Origin of the sequence: Ralstonia sp. Ralssp135 (assembly GCF_047304345.1) — a bacterium.
Taxonomy (GTDB): Bacteria; Pseudomonadota; Gammaproteobacteria; order Burkholderiales; family Burkholderiaceae; genus Ralstonia; species Ralstonia chuxiongensis.
Genome location: NZ_JBGLYZ010000065.1, coordinates 1 through 14,412, shown reverse-complemented (window position 1 = coordinate 14,412; position 14,412 = coordinate 1). Strand labels below are relative to the sequence as shown.

Here is a 14,412-nt window from a genome sequence, read left to right as displayed (position 1 = left end):
TTTTTCCGGGGGGGGGGGGGCCCCCCTCCCCCCCCCCTGCTTTTTTCCCCCCCCCCCCCCCGCTTACAAAAATTGAAGGAGTCTTTCGCCATCTCGGGCGCGCCTTTCTTTGCTTACTTTCTTTGGTAAGACAAAGAAAGTGAGTCAGCCCCGGCAGGGGATGAAACAAGGGATGCACCAAAAGCAAAAAATCACGAATCCCCCCAACACCAACCACGAAATCAGCCACCAAGCGCCAGCCCTTAAGATTGCGGCACGTTCCATCAAGCCAACACCAGAGCCCATGCAGATCTACCACAACCCCCGCTGCTCCAAATCCCGCACCGCTCTCGAGCAAGCCCAATCCTTCGCCGCAGAAAAAGGCGAGCAACTCGACGTCATCGAATATCTGACCACCCCGCCCACGCTGGCCGACCTCAAAAAGCTCGCAGCGCAACTCGACGCACCGCTGCGCAGCCTGATCCGCGAAAACGAAGACGAATACGCACAGCTCAATCTGGCCGATGCGTCAGACGACGGGCTGCTCAAGGCCATCGCAGCACATCCGAAGCTGCTGCAGCGCCCGGTGCTCGTTCGCAATGGCCGCGCCACCATCGGTCGCACGCCCGAAGCGCTCGACGCGTTTCTGAAGTAATTCACCGCGCCCCACAAAGTTGAACGGCCTGCCGATTTCCATCGGACAGGCCGTTCAGGGGTGGCCGTATCTCGCTTTGCGCGAGGGCCGGGGCTGCGTCCGTCAAGACGCGCAAGGGCACCGGTTTATTCCAGGCCCATCCATCGGGCCATTTCTGACCCGAAGCCAACTGCCAGCAGGGCGGCAAGCACCACTGCCAGCGCCGCCGCGGTCGAGACCATGGCGACTTTCATGACGTCTGCGTCGTGGTGTGCGTTGCTGTGCGTGTGATGCAGATGCTGCGCACGCATGCTCAACGGAACCGCCTTCGCAGATGATTTGCGATGCCAATGCAAGCGCTCCGTCATCGCTCGCAAGTGTTGCGTGTCAAACGCGTCACGGGAAAATCGCATCGCGGTACCTCCCCGTTGTTGGCTGGTAGCCGACGCCGGCACGCACCGGCGTCGGGGGCACGTGCGGCCCGAAAACGATACGGCAAGCAAATGGCGTATGCGAGTGGCTTTGCTTGTCGGCGCCGGGTGGCGCAGTCGTCTGGTCGCTCGCACAAGCCCAGCGTAGACGGGGGTTTGCAGCGCTGCAAGTTGCGTTGCGGCATGGTGCCCGCATCACGCGGGCAAGAGGCAAACCGCGTGCGGGTCTTCGCCAGATGCGTGACGTGCGCGGCGCTCAATCCTGAGCAGTTTGGTGGGGCAATTGTGCGGCGGCGCGCTCGGCTTCGCGCTTGCGCAGTTCGGCCAGCATGTTGCAGAAGAGCGTGCCTTGCTCTTTTGCGTCATCCAGCGCGATGTGCGTGTGCGGCAGCGGGTCGTGCCAGTGCTCGGGAAAAGCCGCTTTGACGTTGCGCCGATACGGCATGCCCGTGAGCGCAAAGGCCAGCGTCTTGATGTCGAGCGCCGCCCAGCCAAACGGCGAGCGCCCGGCAAAACGCATCATGTACCAGAACATGAACGTGAAATCGAAGCCGGCCGGAAACGCTACGAACACGGGCTTGCCGGGCAGACTCTCGACCCATTCCACGTAGCGCGGCAGAGCCACTTCGGGCGCTTCGAGGTTTGCGCGGCATGCAGCCCACGCCTCGGGCTGCGTCTTCCACCATTGCATCTGGATCGGATGGCCTTCTGCGCCGGGCAGCGTTTGCAGGTTCGCTTCAAACGTGCCGACAAGCGTCTTGTCGGCCAGGTACGCCGCGCTGGCGAAGCTCAGCATCGAATGCGGGCCGGGGATGGGGCCGTCGGCCTCGATGTCGGTGCTGACGTAGATTTCGGGCCGCGTGTCGGGCGGTTGGTTGCCGCGCTTGCGGCGGGGCTTGTCGGCTGCAGCCGCGGGCGCGCTGTCGGCGAAGGGGTCGTCGCTCTCGTTGGCGCCGTCCTTGGCGCTGTTGTTGGCGGTCCCGCTCATGCTGAGCCTTCGTTGGCGAACAGGCGATCGGCGACGTACGGGTTGCTGGCACGCTCATCGCCAAAGGTCGAGACAGGCCCATGGCCCGGCACAAACGTAACGTCGTCGCCGAGCGGCCAGAGCTTGGTGCGGATCGCGTTGATCAGGTCCGCATGATTGCCGCGCGGGAAGTCCGTGCGGCCGATCGACCCCGCGAACAGCACATCGCCGACGATGGCCACGCGGTCTTCCGGGCTGAAGAACACCACGTGGCCAGGTGTATGGCCAGGACAGTGGAACACCTGCAGGGTGCGACCAGCGGCTTCCACGGTGTCGCCGTCTTCCAGCCAGCGGTCAGGCACGAACGCCTTGGCGGGCGGGAAACCAAAGCGCTGGCTCTGCATGGGCAGTTGATCGATCCAGAACGCCTCATCCTTCTGCGGCCCTTCGATGGGCACGCCAAGCTGCGAGCGCAGGGCATCGGCGGCGGCGCAGTGGTCGACGTGGCCATGCGTGAGCAGGATTTTTTCGATGCGCGCGCCGTGCTGCTCGGCGGCGGCCAGGATGCGCTCGATATCGCCACCCGGGTCGGTGACGGCGGCAGCACCGTCGTCGCCAATCAGCAGCGTGCAGTTCTGTTCAAACGGCGTAACGGGGACGACAACGACTTTCATGTGATCTTTGGTGCGCAATTGCACATGGCAGGGATAACCCGATTGTATCGGGCCGAGCCCGCGCCAGCACTGGGCTCGCGGGGTGCGCTGTTACATCGGAAAGAAAATATTACAAAATTGGCGCGAGATGACAGCATGATGTGACCGTTTTAATAGGAAATGTAAATAATCGATCGAAGCATGCATGTTAGACTCGCGGCCATGCTTAAGTTGACCCACCTCAATTCCAGCCGTTCGGCCGGCCGCACGCTGCGTGCCTGGCTGACGCATGGCACCGCGCTGCTGGTGCTGGCGGGCTGTGCAGCCATTCCTGGCGAGCCGCCCGTGGGTGGGCAATCCGGTCTTCAGGCCAGCAAGCCCACCGCGCCCGCGCTGAAGGTGGCCGACCCGCGCGACAACCCCGATGCTTGGGGCACGTTGTCGTTCCGTGGCGTGCCGGATTCGAGCAGCCTCAAGCTCGACGAGAACACCGATACCAGCCCCGGCTTGCGCGCCGACCTCGGTACGTTTGAACAGCGCGGCCTGGCCTCGTGGTACGGCCGCGGCTTCCACGGCCGCCGCACCGCCAGCGGCGAGCGCTTCAACATGAACGCCTTCACGGTTGCGCACCCGTCGCTGCCGCTGCAGAGCTGGGTGCTGGTGCGCAACCTCGCCAACGACCGTGTGGTCGTGGCCAAGGTGACGGATCGCGGCCCGTACTACGGCAAGCGCATCCTCGACATGTCGTATGCCGCAGCCAAGCGACTCGATTTCGTCAAGCGCGGTTCGACGCAGGTGGAAATCCGCCGCCTGTCGCGCGCTGAAGTCGAAGCGCTGCGTCCTGAGCTGACGCAAACGGACGTTGCCAGCAACGACGGCGATGCCGATGTGGGCGGTGATGAACCCGCACCGGTCAAGAAGAAAGCGGTCAAGCGTCGCGCCAAGCGCCGCTGAGCCGCTGGTTCAGCCGCCTTCCTGCCTCAGTCCTTCCCTTCGTTTTTCAGCGCCAGCGCGCTCTGATACAGCGTGTCGACCGGCGCGCCCGTAATCGCACCGGCCAGCTTGGCTGCGCGCTTGGCGGGCAGCTCGGTCAACAGCAGACGCAAGACCTGATCCGCCGCCATCGCGGTCGGCGCCGCGTCCTGCGCGCCTGCGCCTTCCACCACCAACACGAATTCGCCCTTGCCGTGCGTGGCATCGGCGGCAAGCCATGCAGGTGCCTGCGCAGCGGGCAGCACGACGATCTGCTCAAACAGCTTGGTCAACTCGCGGCCGATCAGGATGCGTCGCGCAGGCAAGTGCTCGGCCAACGCGGCGAGTGTGGCCTCAATGCGATGCGGCGCCTCATATAGAACCCATGCCGGCCCATGCGCCGCCCATTGGCGGATGGCCGCCTCGCGTTGCCCGGCCTTGGGTGGCAGGAAGCCGACAAAGGTGAACTGCCCCTCCGACGTGTCGAGCAGTTCCCCCGCAGCGGAAAGCGCCGTCACCACGGCGCTGGCGCCCGGCAGCGGAATCACGCGCTGGCCCGCCGCGCGTACCGCCTCGACAATGCGCGAGCCCGGGTCCGATACGCCGGGCGTGCCTGCATCGGACACATAGGCGATGCGCTCGCCCTGCGCCAAGCGCGCGACGATGCGTGCAGCGGCTTCTCGCTCGTTGTGCTGGTGCGCAGCGAGCATCGGTCGCGACAGGCCCAGCCGATTGAGCAGTTGCCCGGTGTTGCGCGTGTCTTCGCAGGCCACCGCGTCGACGAGGCCCAGCACGTAGCGCGCCCGCAGCGACACGTCGGCAGCGTTCCCGATGGGGGTGGCCACCACATATAATGCGCCGGCGGGATAGTGCTGGTCATGCGCCAGCAGGGTCCAGTCAGGATCACTCACGAGAACTTCTCTCAGTCACTTGGTTCAAACCGCACATGCATGCGCCGCAGACCATCACAGCCGCCACCGGTGAAGCCGGTGAAGACCGTGCGCTGCGCTACTTGCAGGCGCGCGGGCTGGCGGTGGTCAGCCGCAATTATCGCTGCAAGGGCGGTGAGATCGATCTGGTGATGCGCGATACGGCCGGCGCGCTCGTATTCGTCGAGGTGCGTGCCCGCGTGGCACGCTCCACGCAGCGCTTTGGCGGGGCGGCCGCGAGTGTCACGCCTGCCAAGCAGCGTCGCCTGATTGCCGCGGCCGAAGATTTTCTCGCGCGGCAGGCTGAAGAGGTGCCCGCCTGCCGTTTTGACGTGATCGCCATCGACGGCGCGCGCATCGAATGGATGCGCGATGCCTTCGGTGCCGACGCCTAAACCTCGCTCTTCTTTCTTCCGGACTTCATTCAAGGACAGCATGAAACTCTCGTCGCCTACGTTTGCCCGCTTCCGTCACACGGTCAAGCGCACCGCCGTGCTGGCCGCTCTGGCCGGTATTACCGCAACGCAGTTGACCGCCTGCTTCCCGCTGTTTGCCGGGGCCGTGGCCGGCGGCGTAGCGCTCGCCACCGACCGCCGCCCGACCGCCACCCAGACCATCGACCGCGGCCTGCAAATGGAAGCCGAGAACACGCTGATCTCGCGCTACGACGGCCGTGCCCACGTGAACGTGACGGTCTACAACCGCAAGGTCCTGCTGACCGGCGAGGCCGGCACCGAGCAGACCAAGCAGGAGATCGGCCAATACGCACAGAAGTTGCAGAACGCGCGTGAGGTCGTCAACGAGATCGTGGTGACGCCGGTGTCGAGTACGTTCGGCTCGCGCACCAACGATACGTACATCACCACCAAGGTGAAGAGCGTGCTGGCCGGCACGGAAGGCGTGCCCTGGAACTCCATCAAGGTGACGACCGAAGCGCAGACCGTCTTCCTGATGGGCGTGGTAACCGAGGCCGAAGGCAACAAGGCCACCGAAGCCGTGCGCACGGTGGGCGGCGTGAACAAGGTCGTGAAGGTGTTCGACTACGTGAGCGAAGACGAGCGCAAGCGCCTGGACGCCAATGCCACGTCGACCAACGCGTCGACCGCGCCTGATGCGTCGCAAGGCACCCCGGCGCCGGCGCAAGGTACGCCGACGGCCACGCAGGCCCCGGCACCCGTCACCTCGGCCTCGCCTGGCGTGACCGTGTCGCCGACCAACTCGCCGGCGCTGCCGCCGGGCAAGCAATTGCCGTAAGCCACGTCCGCAACATCGATTCGCAAGGAACGCAGCCACCGCGCTGCGTTTTTTGTTGGCTGCACGCATCACAGGGCACACGGCTGGCCGTGCGTGTTAGCGTATGACGCTTCCGCGACTTCGCAGCCCCCCGATGCCCGTCGTCCACCGCCTTGCCGCCGCAACATTGCTTGCGGCGCTGCTCACGGCCCCTGCGGCCCAAGAAGCGGCCCAAGCGGCCGATCGCCCGCCCTCCAATCTGCAGGCCCGCACCTGGGCCGCCACGTGCGCAAGCTGCCATCACGCCGATACCGCGCCCGGCGCCAGGCTCCCCGCGCAGACGTTGCTGCCGCTGGCGGGTCGCTCGCAAGCCGAGCTGATCGACGCGATGCAGGCCTTCCGCAACGGCACGCGCCCGTCCACGGTGATGGGCCAGATTGCCCGCGGTTATGACGATGCGCAGATCGTCGCCATTGCCGGCTGGCTGTCGCGCCAATCGCAGGAGGCGCCATGAGGGAATCGTTGCGCAAGGATCGACGCGCAGTCTTGCGGGCGCTCGGGGCAACCGCGCTTGCCGGGCCGCTGGCCGCATGCGCATCGCTGTCGGGCGTGCGCAATGCGCGCGTGGTGGTGGTTGGCGGCGGCTACGGCGGCGCGACGGCAGCCAAATACGTGCGCGTGTTTTCCGGCGGCCGTGTCGACGTGACGCTGGTTGAGCCGAACGCCGCGTTCGTCTCGTGCCCGCTGTCGAATCTCGTGCTGTCGGGCGACCGTGACATGGCGTCGATCACCGTGCCGTATGACGCGCTGGTCGAGCGCCACGGCGTGCGCTGGGTGCGCGACCGCGCATCGGCCATCGACCTAGGCGCAAAGCAGGTGCGGCTGACGGGCGGCGGCACGCTCGATTACGACCGGCTGATCCTCTCGCCCGGCATCGACTTCGTGCCGGGGGCGATTCCCGGTCTCGCCAATGCGGCCACCGCTGCCCAAGCACCGCACGCATGGAGGGCCGGCATGCAGACGCTGGCGTTGCGCCATCGGCTCGAAGCCATGCCCAACGGCGGCACGGTTGCGATCAGCATTCCGCTGGCGCCGTACCGCTGCCCGCCCGCGCCATACGAGCGCGCGTGCCTGATCGCCCACTGGCTGCAGCGCGCCAAGCCGGATTCGCGCGTGCTCATCCTCGATGCCAACGACGACGTCACCTCTAAGGGCGCGCTGTTCAAGCGCGTGTGGGCCGAACGTTATCCACAGCACATTGAATATCGCCCGCAATACAACGCCGTCGACATCGATGCCACGGGCCGCGTGCTCAAGTTCGATGTGCAGGACGACGTGCAGGCCGATGTCGTCAACCTCATCCCGCCGCAGCGCGCCGGCGCGATTGCCGTGCAAGCCGGGTTGGCGACGGCCAATGGGCGCTGGTGCGAGGTGGACTTCCTCTCGTTCGAATCGAAGGTGGCGCCGGGCGTGCATGTGATTGGCGATGCCATCCAGACGGCGCCGCTGATGCCCAAGTCGGGCCACATGGCCAACCAGCATGGCAAGGTGGCCGCCGCCGCCGTGGTGGCGATGCTGGCCGGGCACGCGCCCGATGCGTCACCGCTGTACACCAACACCTGCTACAGCTTTGCCACGCCGGACGAGGCGATGCACGTGGCGACCGTGCACCGCTACGACGCGGCCGAGCACACCATGGTGACGGTGCCGGGCGCCGGCGGGCTTTCCGAGGCGCCTTCCGCAGCGGAGGGCAAGCTGGCGCAGGGCTGGAGCCGCGCCATCTGGTCGGACATGCTCGGCTAAAGGTGAGGCTAAAGGTGAGGCCCCGGGCACAAACAATGCGCAAGATTGTGCAAGTCGTGTAAGCGGCCCGCCCCTACAGTGCGTCATGTGGCCGCACGGGCGGCCGTCCGAACCTTCCGATCATCATGTCTCCCAAGGATCTGCTGCTGGCCCTGACCGTTGTGCTGGTGTGGGGCGTCAACTTCGTCGTCATCAAGGTGGGCCTGCATGGCGTGCCGCCCATGCTGCTGGGTGCGCTGCGCTTTGCGCTGGTCGCGTTTCCGGCTGTGCTGTTCGTGCCGCGCCCCAAGATCGCGCTCAAGTGGCTGGTGGCCTATGGCGCCACCATCAGCTTTGGGCAGTTCGCGTTCCTGTTCTCGGCCATGTATGTGGGCATGCCGGCGGGGCTGGCCTCGCTGGTGCTGCAATCGCAGGCGTTCTTTACGCTGACGATTGCGGCCATCGTGCTGCGCGAGCCGATCCGCTGGTTCCACTTGGCCGGCATGGCGGTGGCCGCCGGCGGGCTGGCGATCATCGGCATGGCGGGTGGCGGCTCGGTCACCGGCATGACCACCGTCGGCTTCCTGCTGACGCTGTGCGCGGCGTTTTCGTGGGCCAGCGGCAACATCGTCACCAAGCGGATCGGGCCGGTAAACGTGGTGAGCCTGGTGGTGTGGGGCGCGGCCATCCCGCCAATTCCGTTCTTCCTGCTGTCGTACTGGCTGGAGGGGCCGGAGCAGATTGCGCATAGCCTGGCGAACATCAGTGGGTCGAGCATCGGCGCAATCGTCTACCTGTCTTTTGGTGCCACCATCTTCGGCTACAGCCTGTGGAGCCGCCTGCTGGCGCGTTACGCCGCCAGCCAGGTCGCGCCGCTCACGCTGCTGGTACCGGTGGTGGGGCTGGTGTCGGCGGCCGTGCTGCTGGGCGAGCGCCTGGTGCCCGCCCAATGGCTGGGCGGTGCGGTGGTCATGGCCGGGCTGCTGCTCAACGTGTTTGGCGGCCGGCTGGCGGCGCGGCGGGCGATGGCCTGACGCCACACCCCCATCAGCAACAAGCGCCCGGGCCGAAAGGTACCGGGCGTTTTGCTGTGGGCGCGACATAGGATTTGGCCCGTTTCGGGCACAATACCGGGTCCGATTCCGACCTCTGCGACCATTTCGCCCGCACACGCATGCGGGCAGCCTCGTCTTCTGGAGACCACATGAAGTTCGCCCCCACGCTCGCCGCTGCGGCGGTGCTGGCCGGCCTGGCGCTGTCCGCCACGCCCGCGCTGGCCACCGTTGACGCTGCCCGCGCGCTGTCCATCGCCAACCAGAACGCCTGCATGGGCTGCCACGCCGTAGACCGCAAGCTCGTCGGCCCGGCCTACCAGGACGTTGCCGCCAAATACAAAGGCGATGCCGGCGCGCAAGCCAGGCTCATCAAGAAAGTGCGCGAAGGCGGCATGGGCAACTGGGGCCAGATCCCGATGCCGGCCAATCCGAAGATTGCCGATGCCGATCTGAAAACCGTGATCGACTGGGTGCTTGCGGGCGCCCCGGCCAAGTGAGGAACGGACGATGAATGATGCAATCAACCTGAGCCGCCGCGACGTGCTGCGCGCCGGCGCCATGATGGCGCTGCTGGTGTCCGCCGGCATCGCCACGCCGGCCCAGGCGGCCGAATGGAACAAGGCCGCCTTTGCCGTCAAGGGCGTAAACGAAGTGCTCAAGCAACTGGGCGGCGGCGCGGTCGACAAGGGCGGCGCGGGCGTCCAGCTCACCGCACCGGACATCGCAGAAAACGGCGCCGTGGTGCCGCTGGTCGTAACGAGCACGCTGCCCGGCACCGACCTCATCGCCATCCTGGTCGAAAAGAACCCGAACACGCTGGCTGCAACGTTCGCCATTCCGGCCGGGACCGATCCGTTTGTGAGCACGCGCGTGAAGATGGGCGAGACCTCCCATGTCTACGCCGCCGTGCGCGCCAACGGCAAATGGGTGCTGGCGGCTAAGGAAGTCAAGGTCACCCTTGGTGGCTGCGGCGGTTAAACATCAGGAGAAACACACCATGGCAGACCCGATGCGCATTCGCGCAATGGAAAACGGCGGCACGACCGACGTGAAGATCCTGATGAAGCACGACATGGAAACCGGCCAGCGCAAAGACGCGTCCGGCAAGATCGTGCCGGCCTGGCACATCACCAACGTGACGGTGCTGCACAGCGGCAAGACGGTGCTCGACGCGCAGTTCGGCCCGGCCGTGTCGAAAGATCCGTTCCTCAATTTCAAGTTCAAGGGCGGCGCCAAGGGCGACAAGGTGACGGTCACGTGGGTCGACAACCACGGCGACAAGCGCACCGACGAGACGTCTATCCAGTAAAGGCCCGGAGGCCCAAATGCGACGCAGCTTCTTTCGTGTGACCGCCGCGCTGGCGGCCTTGGGTGTGGCCGGCAAGGCCGCTGCCCAGAATGCTCCCCGCGCTGGCGGCGCCGGCGCCGGCGCCGGCGCCCGCTACAAGGTGGTCTACCAGTTGAGCGAAGGCATCGACCAGGCCGTGCGCGCCATCGGTAACCTGCGCAACCATATGAACGGCGCACCCGGCACGAAGATCGTGGTGGTGGCGTTCGGCCACGGCATCGAGTTTCTGGTTGAAGGCGCCAAGGATGCGCAGGGCCGCACGTTTGATGCGCCGGTGGCCGCACTGGCCAGCATGGGCGTGGAGTTTCGCGTGTGCCACAACTCGCTGATGGCCTTCAAGGTGCCGGAAGACAAGCTGCTGCTCGAAGCCAAGGTGGTGCCTGCCGGCGTGGTGGAAATCACCCGCTTGCAGCAGGAAGAAGGTTTCGCCTATATCAAACCGTAGGCGACCCACGGAGGGGACCGTGAAACACAAGACATGGACGATGGTGCTGGCTGCGGCGTTGGCGGCCGGCGGCGCCGTAATGGCATCCGCCCAGGACACCAAGGACAGCACCGCCGCCGGCATCGCGCAGTACCGCGAAATGCTGGCCGACGGCAACCCGGCCGAACTCTGGGAAGCCGCAGGCGAAGAACTCTGGAAGAAGCCCGCCGGCCCCAAGCAGGCCTCGCTCGAAGCGTGCGATCTGGGCCTCGGCCCCGGCGTGGTGAAGGGCGCCTACGCCAAGCTGCCGCGCTTCTTCAAAGACACCGGCCGCGTGATGGACGCTGAACAGCGCCTCATGTATTGCCGCATGACGCTGCAGGGGCTGACCAAGGAAGAGGCATCGGCCCGCCCGTTCTCGTCACCCGGCAAATCGTCGGACATTGAACGGCTGATGGCCTACGTGGCCTCGGAATCGCGCGGCACGGCCATCGACATTCCGCTCGCCCACCCAGAAGAAAAGCGCGTGTACGAACTCGGCCGCCGCATGTTCTTCTACCGTGGCGGCGCGTATGACTTTGCCTGCGCCACGTGCCATGCCCAGCCGGGTTTGCGCATCCGCCTGCAAGACCTGCCCGATCTGCTGACCGCCGACGGCGCACGCTTTGCGTATTCCACGTGGCCGGGCTATCGCGTCTCGCAGGGCGAGGTACGCACGATGCAGCACCGCCTGTATGACTGCCTGCGCCAGCAGCGCTTTCCGGAACCGCTCTACGGCAGCGAGGTGATCACCGCGCTGGAGATGTTCCTTGCCCGCAACGCCAACGGCGGCAAGATGGACGCGCCGTCCATCAAACGATGAGGCCACGCATGAATCGACTGACCCCCATCGTTCTGACGGCGCTGACACTGGCGCTGACTGCCGGCGCCGCCCACGCAGCGGACGCCACCTCCAAGGCCGTCACCCCGCCCAAGCCCGATGCAAAGGCCGACGCCGCGCTCGTCAAGGTCATCCACGAGAGCTTTGTCTCCAAGGGCCCGGCCACCGTGGAAGGCGTGACCGAGCGCGACGACGTGCAGAAGATCTGCAGCCAGTTTGCAGACCGCACCGCCGTGCCCGCCGCCGTGGCCAAGAAGCTGGAAGACGCGCAGCTCAAGACCATCCATTACCCGGCTGACGACAAATGGCTAGGCGACTGGAAGGCAGGCGAGAAGACCGCCCAGAGCGGCCGCGGCATGCAGTTCTCCGACCCCGCCGGCGGCGCGAACGGCGCCAACTGCTACGCCTGCCACCGCTTGTCGAAAGACGAAGTGTCGTACGGCACGATCGGTCCGTCGCTGTACCAGTACGGCAAGCTGCGTGGGGATTCGGAAGCGATCCTGCGCTACACCTGGGGCAAGATCTACAACTCCAACGCGTATGCGGCGTGCTCCAACATGCCGCGCTTCGGGCACAAGGGCATCCTCACCGAACAGCAGATCCGCGACGTGATGGCGCTGTTGTTCGACCCGGCATCTCCGGTCAACCAGTGACCCAATAACGCCATGCACACGCTTCGACGGTTCCTGATGTGGGCAGCAGCGGTGATGGTGTTTGCTGCCGGCACCGCACAGGCCGTTGAAGTGGGCGACGTGGTTGCGCTGCCCGACCTGCAATTGCTCGACGGCACGCGCGTGCCGGGCGATACGTGGCGCGGGCACCCGGTCATCATCGCCACGTGGGCCTCGTGGTGCCCGTTCTGCGCGCTGCAGAACCCGCGCCTGCAAAAGCTGTACGACGCTACGCGCGGCACTGACCTGCGCATCCTCACCATCAGCATCGACGCCAACCCGCAGCTCGCGAAGGACTACGTCGCCAAGCGCAACTTCACCTTTCCGGTGACGATGGAAACCGACGCGCTGTGCGCCGCCACCGGCCCGCGCAAAGGCCTGCCCGAACTGCTCGTGCTCGACGCCAAAGGGCGCGTGGTGCGCAAGGAAGTTGGCGAGATGCTTGAAGACGACGTGGCCGACCTGGCTCGCTACGCGCACAGCAACACACCATGAACCGCCGCGAATTCGTTCAAGCCCTGGCGATTGCCGCAGCCGCCGGCCTGCGCCTGACCGACGCCCACGCTGACACGCTCAGCTACGATGTGCCGCGTTTCGGCAACGTCCACCTGCTGCACTTCACCGACTGCCACGCGCAGCTGCTGCCCATCGAATACCGCGAGCCCAGCGTCAACCTGGGCGTGGCGCAATGGGCGGGGCAGCCGCCGCATCTGGTGGGGTACGCGCTGCTCAAGCGGTACGGCATCGCGCCCGGCTCGCGCGCCGCGCATGCGTTCACCTCGCTCGACTTTACCGAGGCCGCGCGCCGCTACGGCCGCATGGGCGGCTTCGCGCATCTGGCCACGCTCATCAAGCGCCTGCGCGCCACGCGCCCCAATGCGCTGCTGCTGGACGGCGGCGACACCTGGCAGGGCTCCGCCACCGCGTTGTGGACCAACGGCCAGGACATGGTCGACGCGGCCCTCGCGCTGGGCGTGGACGTCATGACCCCGCACTGGGAGATGACCTACGGCGCAGACCGCGTGCGCCACGTGGTCGATCACGATTTCAAGGACAAGGTCGCCTTTGTCGCGCAGAACATCCAGACGGCGGACTTTGGTGACCCGGTGTTCGACCCGTATGTGCTGCGCGAGCTGAACGGCGTGCCGGTCGCCATCATCGGGCAGGCGTTTCCGTACACGCCGATCGCGCACCCGGCAGATTTCACGCCCGACTGGACCTTCGGCATTCAGGAAGAACGGCTGCAGAAGATGATTGACGAGGCGCGCGGCAAGGGCGCCAAGGTGGTCGTGCTGCTGTCGCACAACGGCATGGATGTCGACCTGAAGCTCGCCTCGCGCGTGCGCGGGTTGGATGCCATCCTGGGCGGGCACACGCACGATGCCGTGCCCGCACCCGTCAAGGTCAGCAACCCGGGCGGCGTGACGCTCGTTACCAACGCGGGCGCCAACGGCAAGTTTGTCGGCGTGCTCGATCTGGATGTGCGCGGCGGCACCGTGCGCGACATCCGCTATACGCTGCTGCCCGTGTTTGCCGATCTGCTGCCGCCCGATCCGGCCATGACGGCGCTGATCAACCGCGTGCGTGCGCCATACCAAGACAAGCTGGGCGAAACGCTCGCCACGAACCGTGGTCTGCTGTACCGGCGCGGCAACTTCAACGGCACGTTCGACCAGCTCATCGTCGATGGCCTGATGCACGCGCAGGGCGCCGAGATTGCCTTCTCGCCCGGCTTCCGCTGGGGCACCACGCTGCTGCCCGGCGAGGCCCTGACCATGGAAGCGCTGATGGCCCAGACCGCCATCACGTACCCGGCCACCACGCTGACCGAGATGACGGGCGCCACCATCAAGACCGTGCTGGAAGACGTGGCCGACAACCTGTTCAACCCAGACCCGTACTACCAGCAGGGCGGCGACATGGTGCGCACCGGCGGCCTGCGCTACACCATCGACCCGATGAAGCCCATGGGCCAGCGCATAACCGACATGCGCTTGGGGCCTGGTGACGGCAAGCCCATCGACGCCGACCGCCGCTACAAGGTGGCCGGCTGGGCCGCCGTGTCGCCCGAAGCCCGCAAGGCGGGCGGGCGCCCCGTGTGGGACGTGCTGGCCGACTGGCTGCGCGACCAGCGCGAAGTGACCGCCAGGCCGCTCAACACGCCGCGCATTGTCGGCATGGAAGGCAATGCGGGCATGGAAAACGCGGGTTGAGCCCCGATTGAAAGCGCCCGGGGAGTTCGGGTAGACTCATTTCCCACGGGCCGATAGCTCAGCTGGGAGAGCGCCGCGTTCGCAATGCGGAGGTCGGGAGTTCGATCCTCCTTCGGTCCACCAAGTTATTGGCAGCGTTTGATGAGCGATGCCCCAAAAAACCCGCGAAGCGTTGAGCGTCGCGGGTTTTTTATTGCAGCTTTGCCCAAGTTTTACCGTTGGTATCCGGCGCAGGGGGGGA

19 protein-coding genes and 1 tRNA gene are annotated in these 14,412 nt (G+C 66.1%); 16 read left to right on the top strand and 4 right to left on the bottom strand.

Annotated elements, in window-relative coordinates; all coding sequences use genetic code 11:
- Positions 1–283 precede the first annotated feature (283 nt).
- Positions 284–634, top strand: a complete 351-nt coding sequence (locus ACCD03_RS24795; protein ID WP_316675850.1) for an arsenate reductase family protein — start codon at positions 284–286, stop codon at positions 632–634.
- 125 nt (positions 635–759) lie between these two features.
- Here ACCD03_RS24795 and ACCD03_RS24790 read toward each other — a convergent pair whose 3' ends face one another.
- The 3 genes from ACCD03_RS24790 to ACCD03_RS24780 form a co-directional block, all read right to left on the bottom strand.
- Positions 760–1,026 carry a hypothetical protein gene (locus ACCD03_RS24790; protein ID WP_024977283.1) on the bottom strand — a complete coding sequence of 89 codons (267 nt, stop codon included), beginning with the start codon at positions 1,024–1,026 and terminating at the stop codon, positions 760–762.
- Positions 1,027–1,300: 274 nt separating this feature from the next.
- Entirely contained in the window at positions 1,301–2,032 is a 732-nt protein-coding gene (locus ACCD03_RS24785) for an exonuclease (protein WP_413413208.1), read from the bottom strand.
- Positions 2,029–2,685 (bottom strand): MBL fold metallo-hydrolase, encoded by a 657-nt coding sequence (locus tag ACCD03_RS24780; protein ID WP_413413207.1) that lies wholly within the window; start codon positions 2,683–2,685, stop codon positions 2,029–2,031. The genes ACCD03_RS24785 and ACCD03_RS24780 overlap by 4 nt, the downstream gene beginning before the upstream one ends.
- Positions 2,686–2,886: 201 nt before the next feature.
- Between ACCD03_RS24780 and ACCD03_RS24775 the strand changes: the two genes are divergently transcribed.
- Positions 2,887–3,618 carry a septal ring lytic transglycosylase RlpA family protein gene (locus ACCD03_RS24775; RefSeq protein WP_413413206.1) on the top strand — a complete coding sequence of 244 codons (732 nt, stop codon included), beginning with the start codon at positions 2,887–2,889 and terminating at the stop codon, positions 3,616–3,618.
- A gap of 26 nt (positions 3,619–3,644) precedes the next feature.
- Here the strand turns inward: ACCD03_RS24775 and rsmI are convergent, their stop codons facing one another.
- Positions 3,645–4,547 carry a 16S rRNA (cytidine(1402)-2'-O)-methyltransferase gene (gene rsmI / locus ACCD03_RS24770; protein ID WP_413413205.1) on the bottom strand — a complete coding sequence of 301 codons (903 nt, stop codon included), beginning with the start codon at positions 4,545–4,547 and terminating at the stop codon, positions 3,645–3,647.
- Positions 4,548–4,582: 35 nt separating this feature from the next.
- Here rsmI and ACCD03_RS24765 point away from each other — a divergent pair, with 35 nt between their 5' ends.
- The 14 genes from ACCD03_RS24765 (at position 4,583) to ACCD03_RS24700 (ending at position 14,294) form a co-directional block, all read left to right on the top strand.
- Positions 4,583–4,960, top strand: coding sequence for a YraN family protein (locus ACCD03_RS24765; RefSeq protein ID WP_413413204.1), 378 nt, complete (start codon positions 4,583–4,585; stop codon positions 4,958–4,960).
- A gap of 40 nt (positions 4,961–5,000) precedes the next feature.
- On the top strand, positions 5,001–5,819 hold the full coding sequence (locus ACCD03_RS24760; RefSeq protein ID WP_024977289.1) for a BON domain-containing protein: 819 nt from the start codon (positions 5,001–5,003) through the stop codon (positions 5,817–5,819).
- Between the two features lie 133 nt (positions 5,820–5,952).
- Entirely contained in the window at positions 5,953–6,312 is a 360-nt protein-coding gene (locus tag ACCD03_RS24755; RefSeq protein WP_413413203.1) for a c-type cytochrome, read from the top strand.
- On the top strand, positions 6,309–7,601 hold the full coding sequence (locus ACCD03_RS24750) for an NAD(P)/FAD-dependent oxidoreductase (RefSeq protein ID WP_413413202.1): 1,293 nt from the start codon (positions 6,309–6,311) through the stop codon (positions 7,599–7,601). The genes ACCD03_RS24755 and ACCD03_RS24750 overlap by 4 nt, the downstream gene beginning before the upstream one ends.
- Positions 7,602–7,726: 125 nt before the next feature.
- Entirely contained in the window at positions 7,727–8,614 is an 888-nt protein-coding gene (locus tag ACCD03_RS24745) for an EamA family transporter (RefSeq protein ID WP_413413201.1), read from the top strand.
- A gap of 170 nt (positions 8,615–8,784) precedes the next feature.
- The gene (locus ACCD03_RS24740; RefSeq protein ID WP_024977293.1) at positions 8,785–9,132 is read left to right on the top strand and encodes a c-type cytochrome; all 348 of its coding nucleotides are present in this window, start codon (positions 8,785–8,787) and stop codon (positions 9,130–9,132) included.
- 10 nt (positions 9,133–9,142) lie between these two features.
- A complete protein-coding gene (soxY, locus tag ACCD03_RS24735; RefSeq protein WP_413413200.1) occupies positions 9,143–9,613 on the top strand; it encodes a thiosulfate oxidation carrier protein SoxY in 471 nt (156 codons plus the stop codon).
- 19 nt (positions 9,614–9,632) lie between these two features.
- Positions 9,633–9,944: a thiosulfate oxidation carrier complex protein SoxZ gene (gene soxZ / locus ACCD03_RS24730; RefSeq protein WP_045204719.1), complete on the top strand. Its 312-nt coding sequence runs from the start codon at positions 9,633–9,635 to the stop codon at positions 9,942–9,944.
- Positions 9,945–9,960: 16 nt separating this feature from the next.
- Positions 9,961–10,428, top strand: a complete 468-nt coding sequence (locus ACCD03_RS24725; protein ID WP_413413199.1) for a DsrE family protein — start codon at positions 9,961–9,963, stop codon at positions 10,426–10,428.
- Positions 10,429–10,468: 40 nt separating this feature from the next.
- Entirely contained in the window at positions 10,469–11,269 is an 801-nt protein-coding gene (gene soxA, locus ACCD03_RS24720; protein WP_413413209.1) for a sulfur oxidation c-type cytochrome SoxA, read from the top strand.
- Positions 11,266–11,940 (top strand): sulfur oxidation c-type cytochrome SoxX, encoded by a 675-nt coding sequence (gene soxX, locus ACCD03_RS24715; protein WP_413413198.1) that lies wholly within the window; start codon positions 11,266–11,268, stop codon positions 11,938–11,940. The genes soxA and soxX overlap by 4 nt, the downstream gene beginning before the upstream one ends.
- A gap of 12 nt (positions 11,941–11,952) precedes the next feature.
- Positions 11,953–12,453, top strand: coding sequence for a TlpA family protein disulfide reductase (locus ACCD03_RS24710; RefSeq protein WP_413413197.1), 501 nt, complete (start codon positions 11,953–11,955; stop codon positions 12,451–12,453).
- A complete protein-coding gene (gene soxB / locus ACCD03_RS24705; protein WP_413413196.1) occupies positions 12,450–14,171 on the top strand; it encodes a thiosulfohydrolase SoxB in 1,722 nt (573 codons plus the stop codon). Before ACCD03_RS24710 ends, soxB begins: the two co-directional genes overlap by 4 nt.
- A gap of 47 nt (positions 14,172–14,218) precedes the next feature.
- A tRNA-Ala gene (locus ACCD03_RS24700) sits at positions 14,219–14,294 on the top strand.
- Positions 14,295–14,412: the final 118 nt, after the last annotated feature.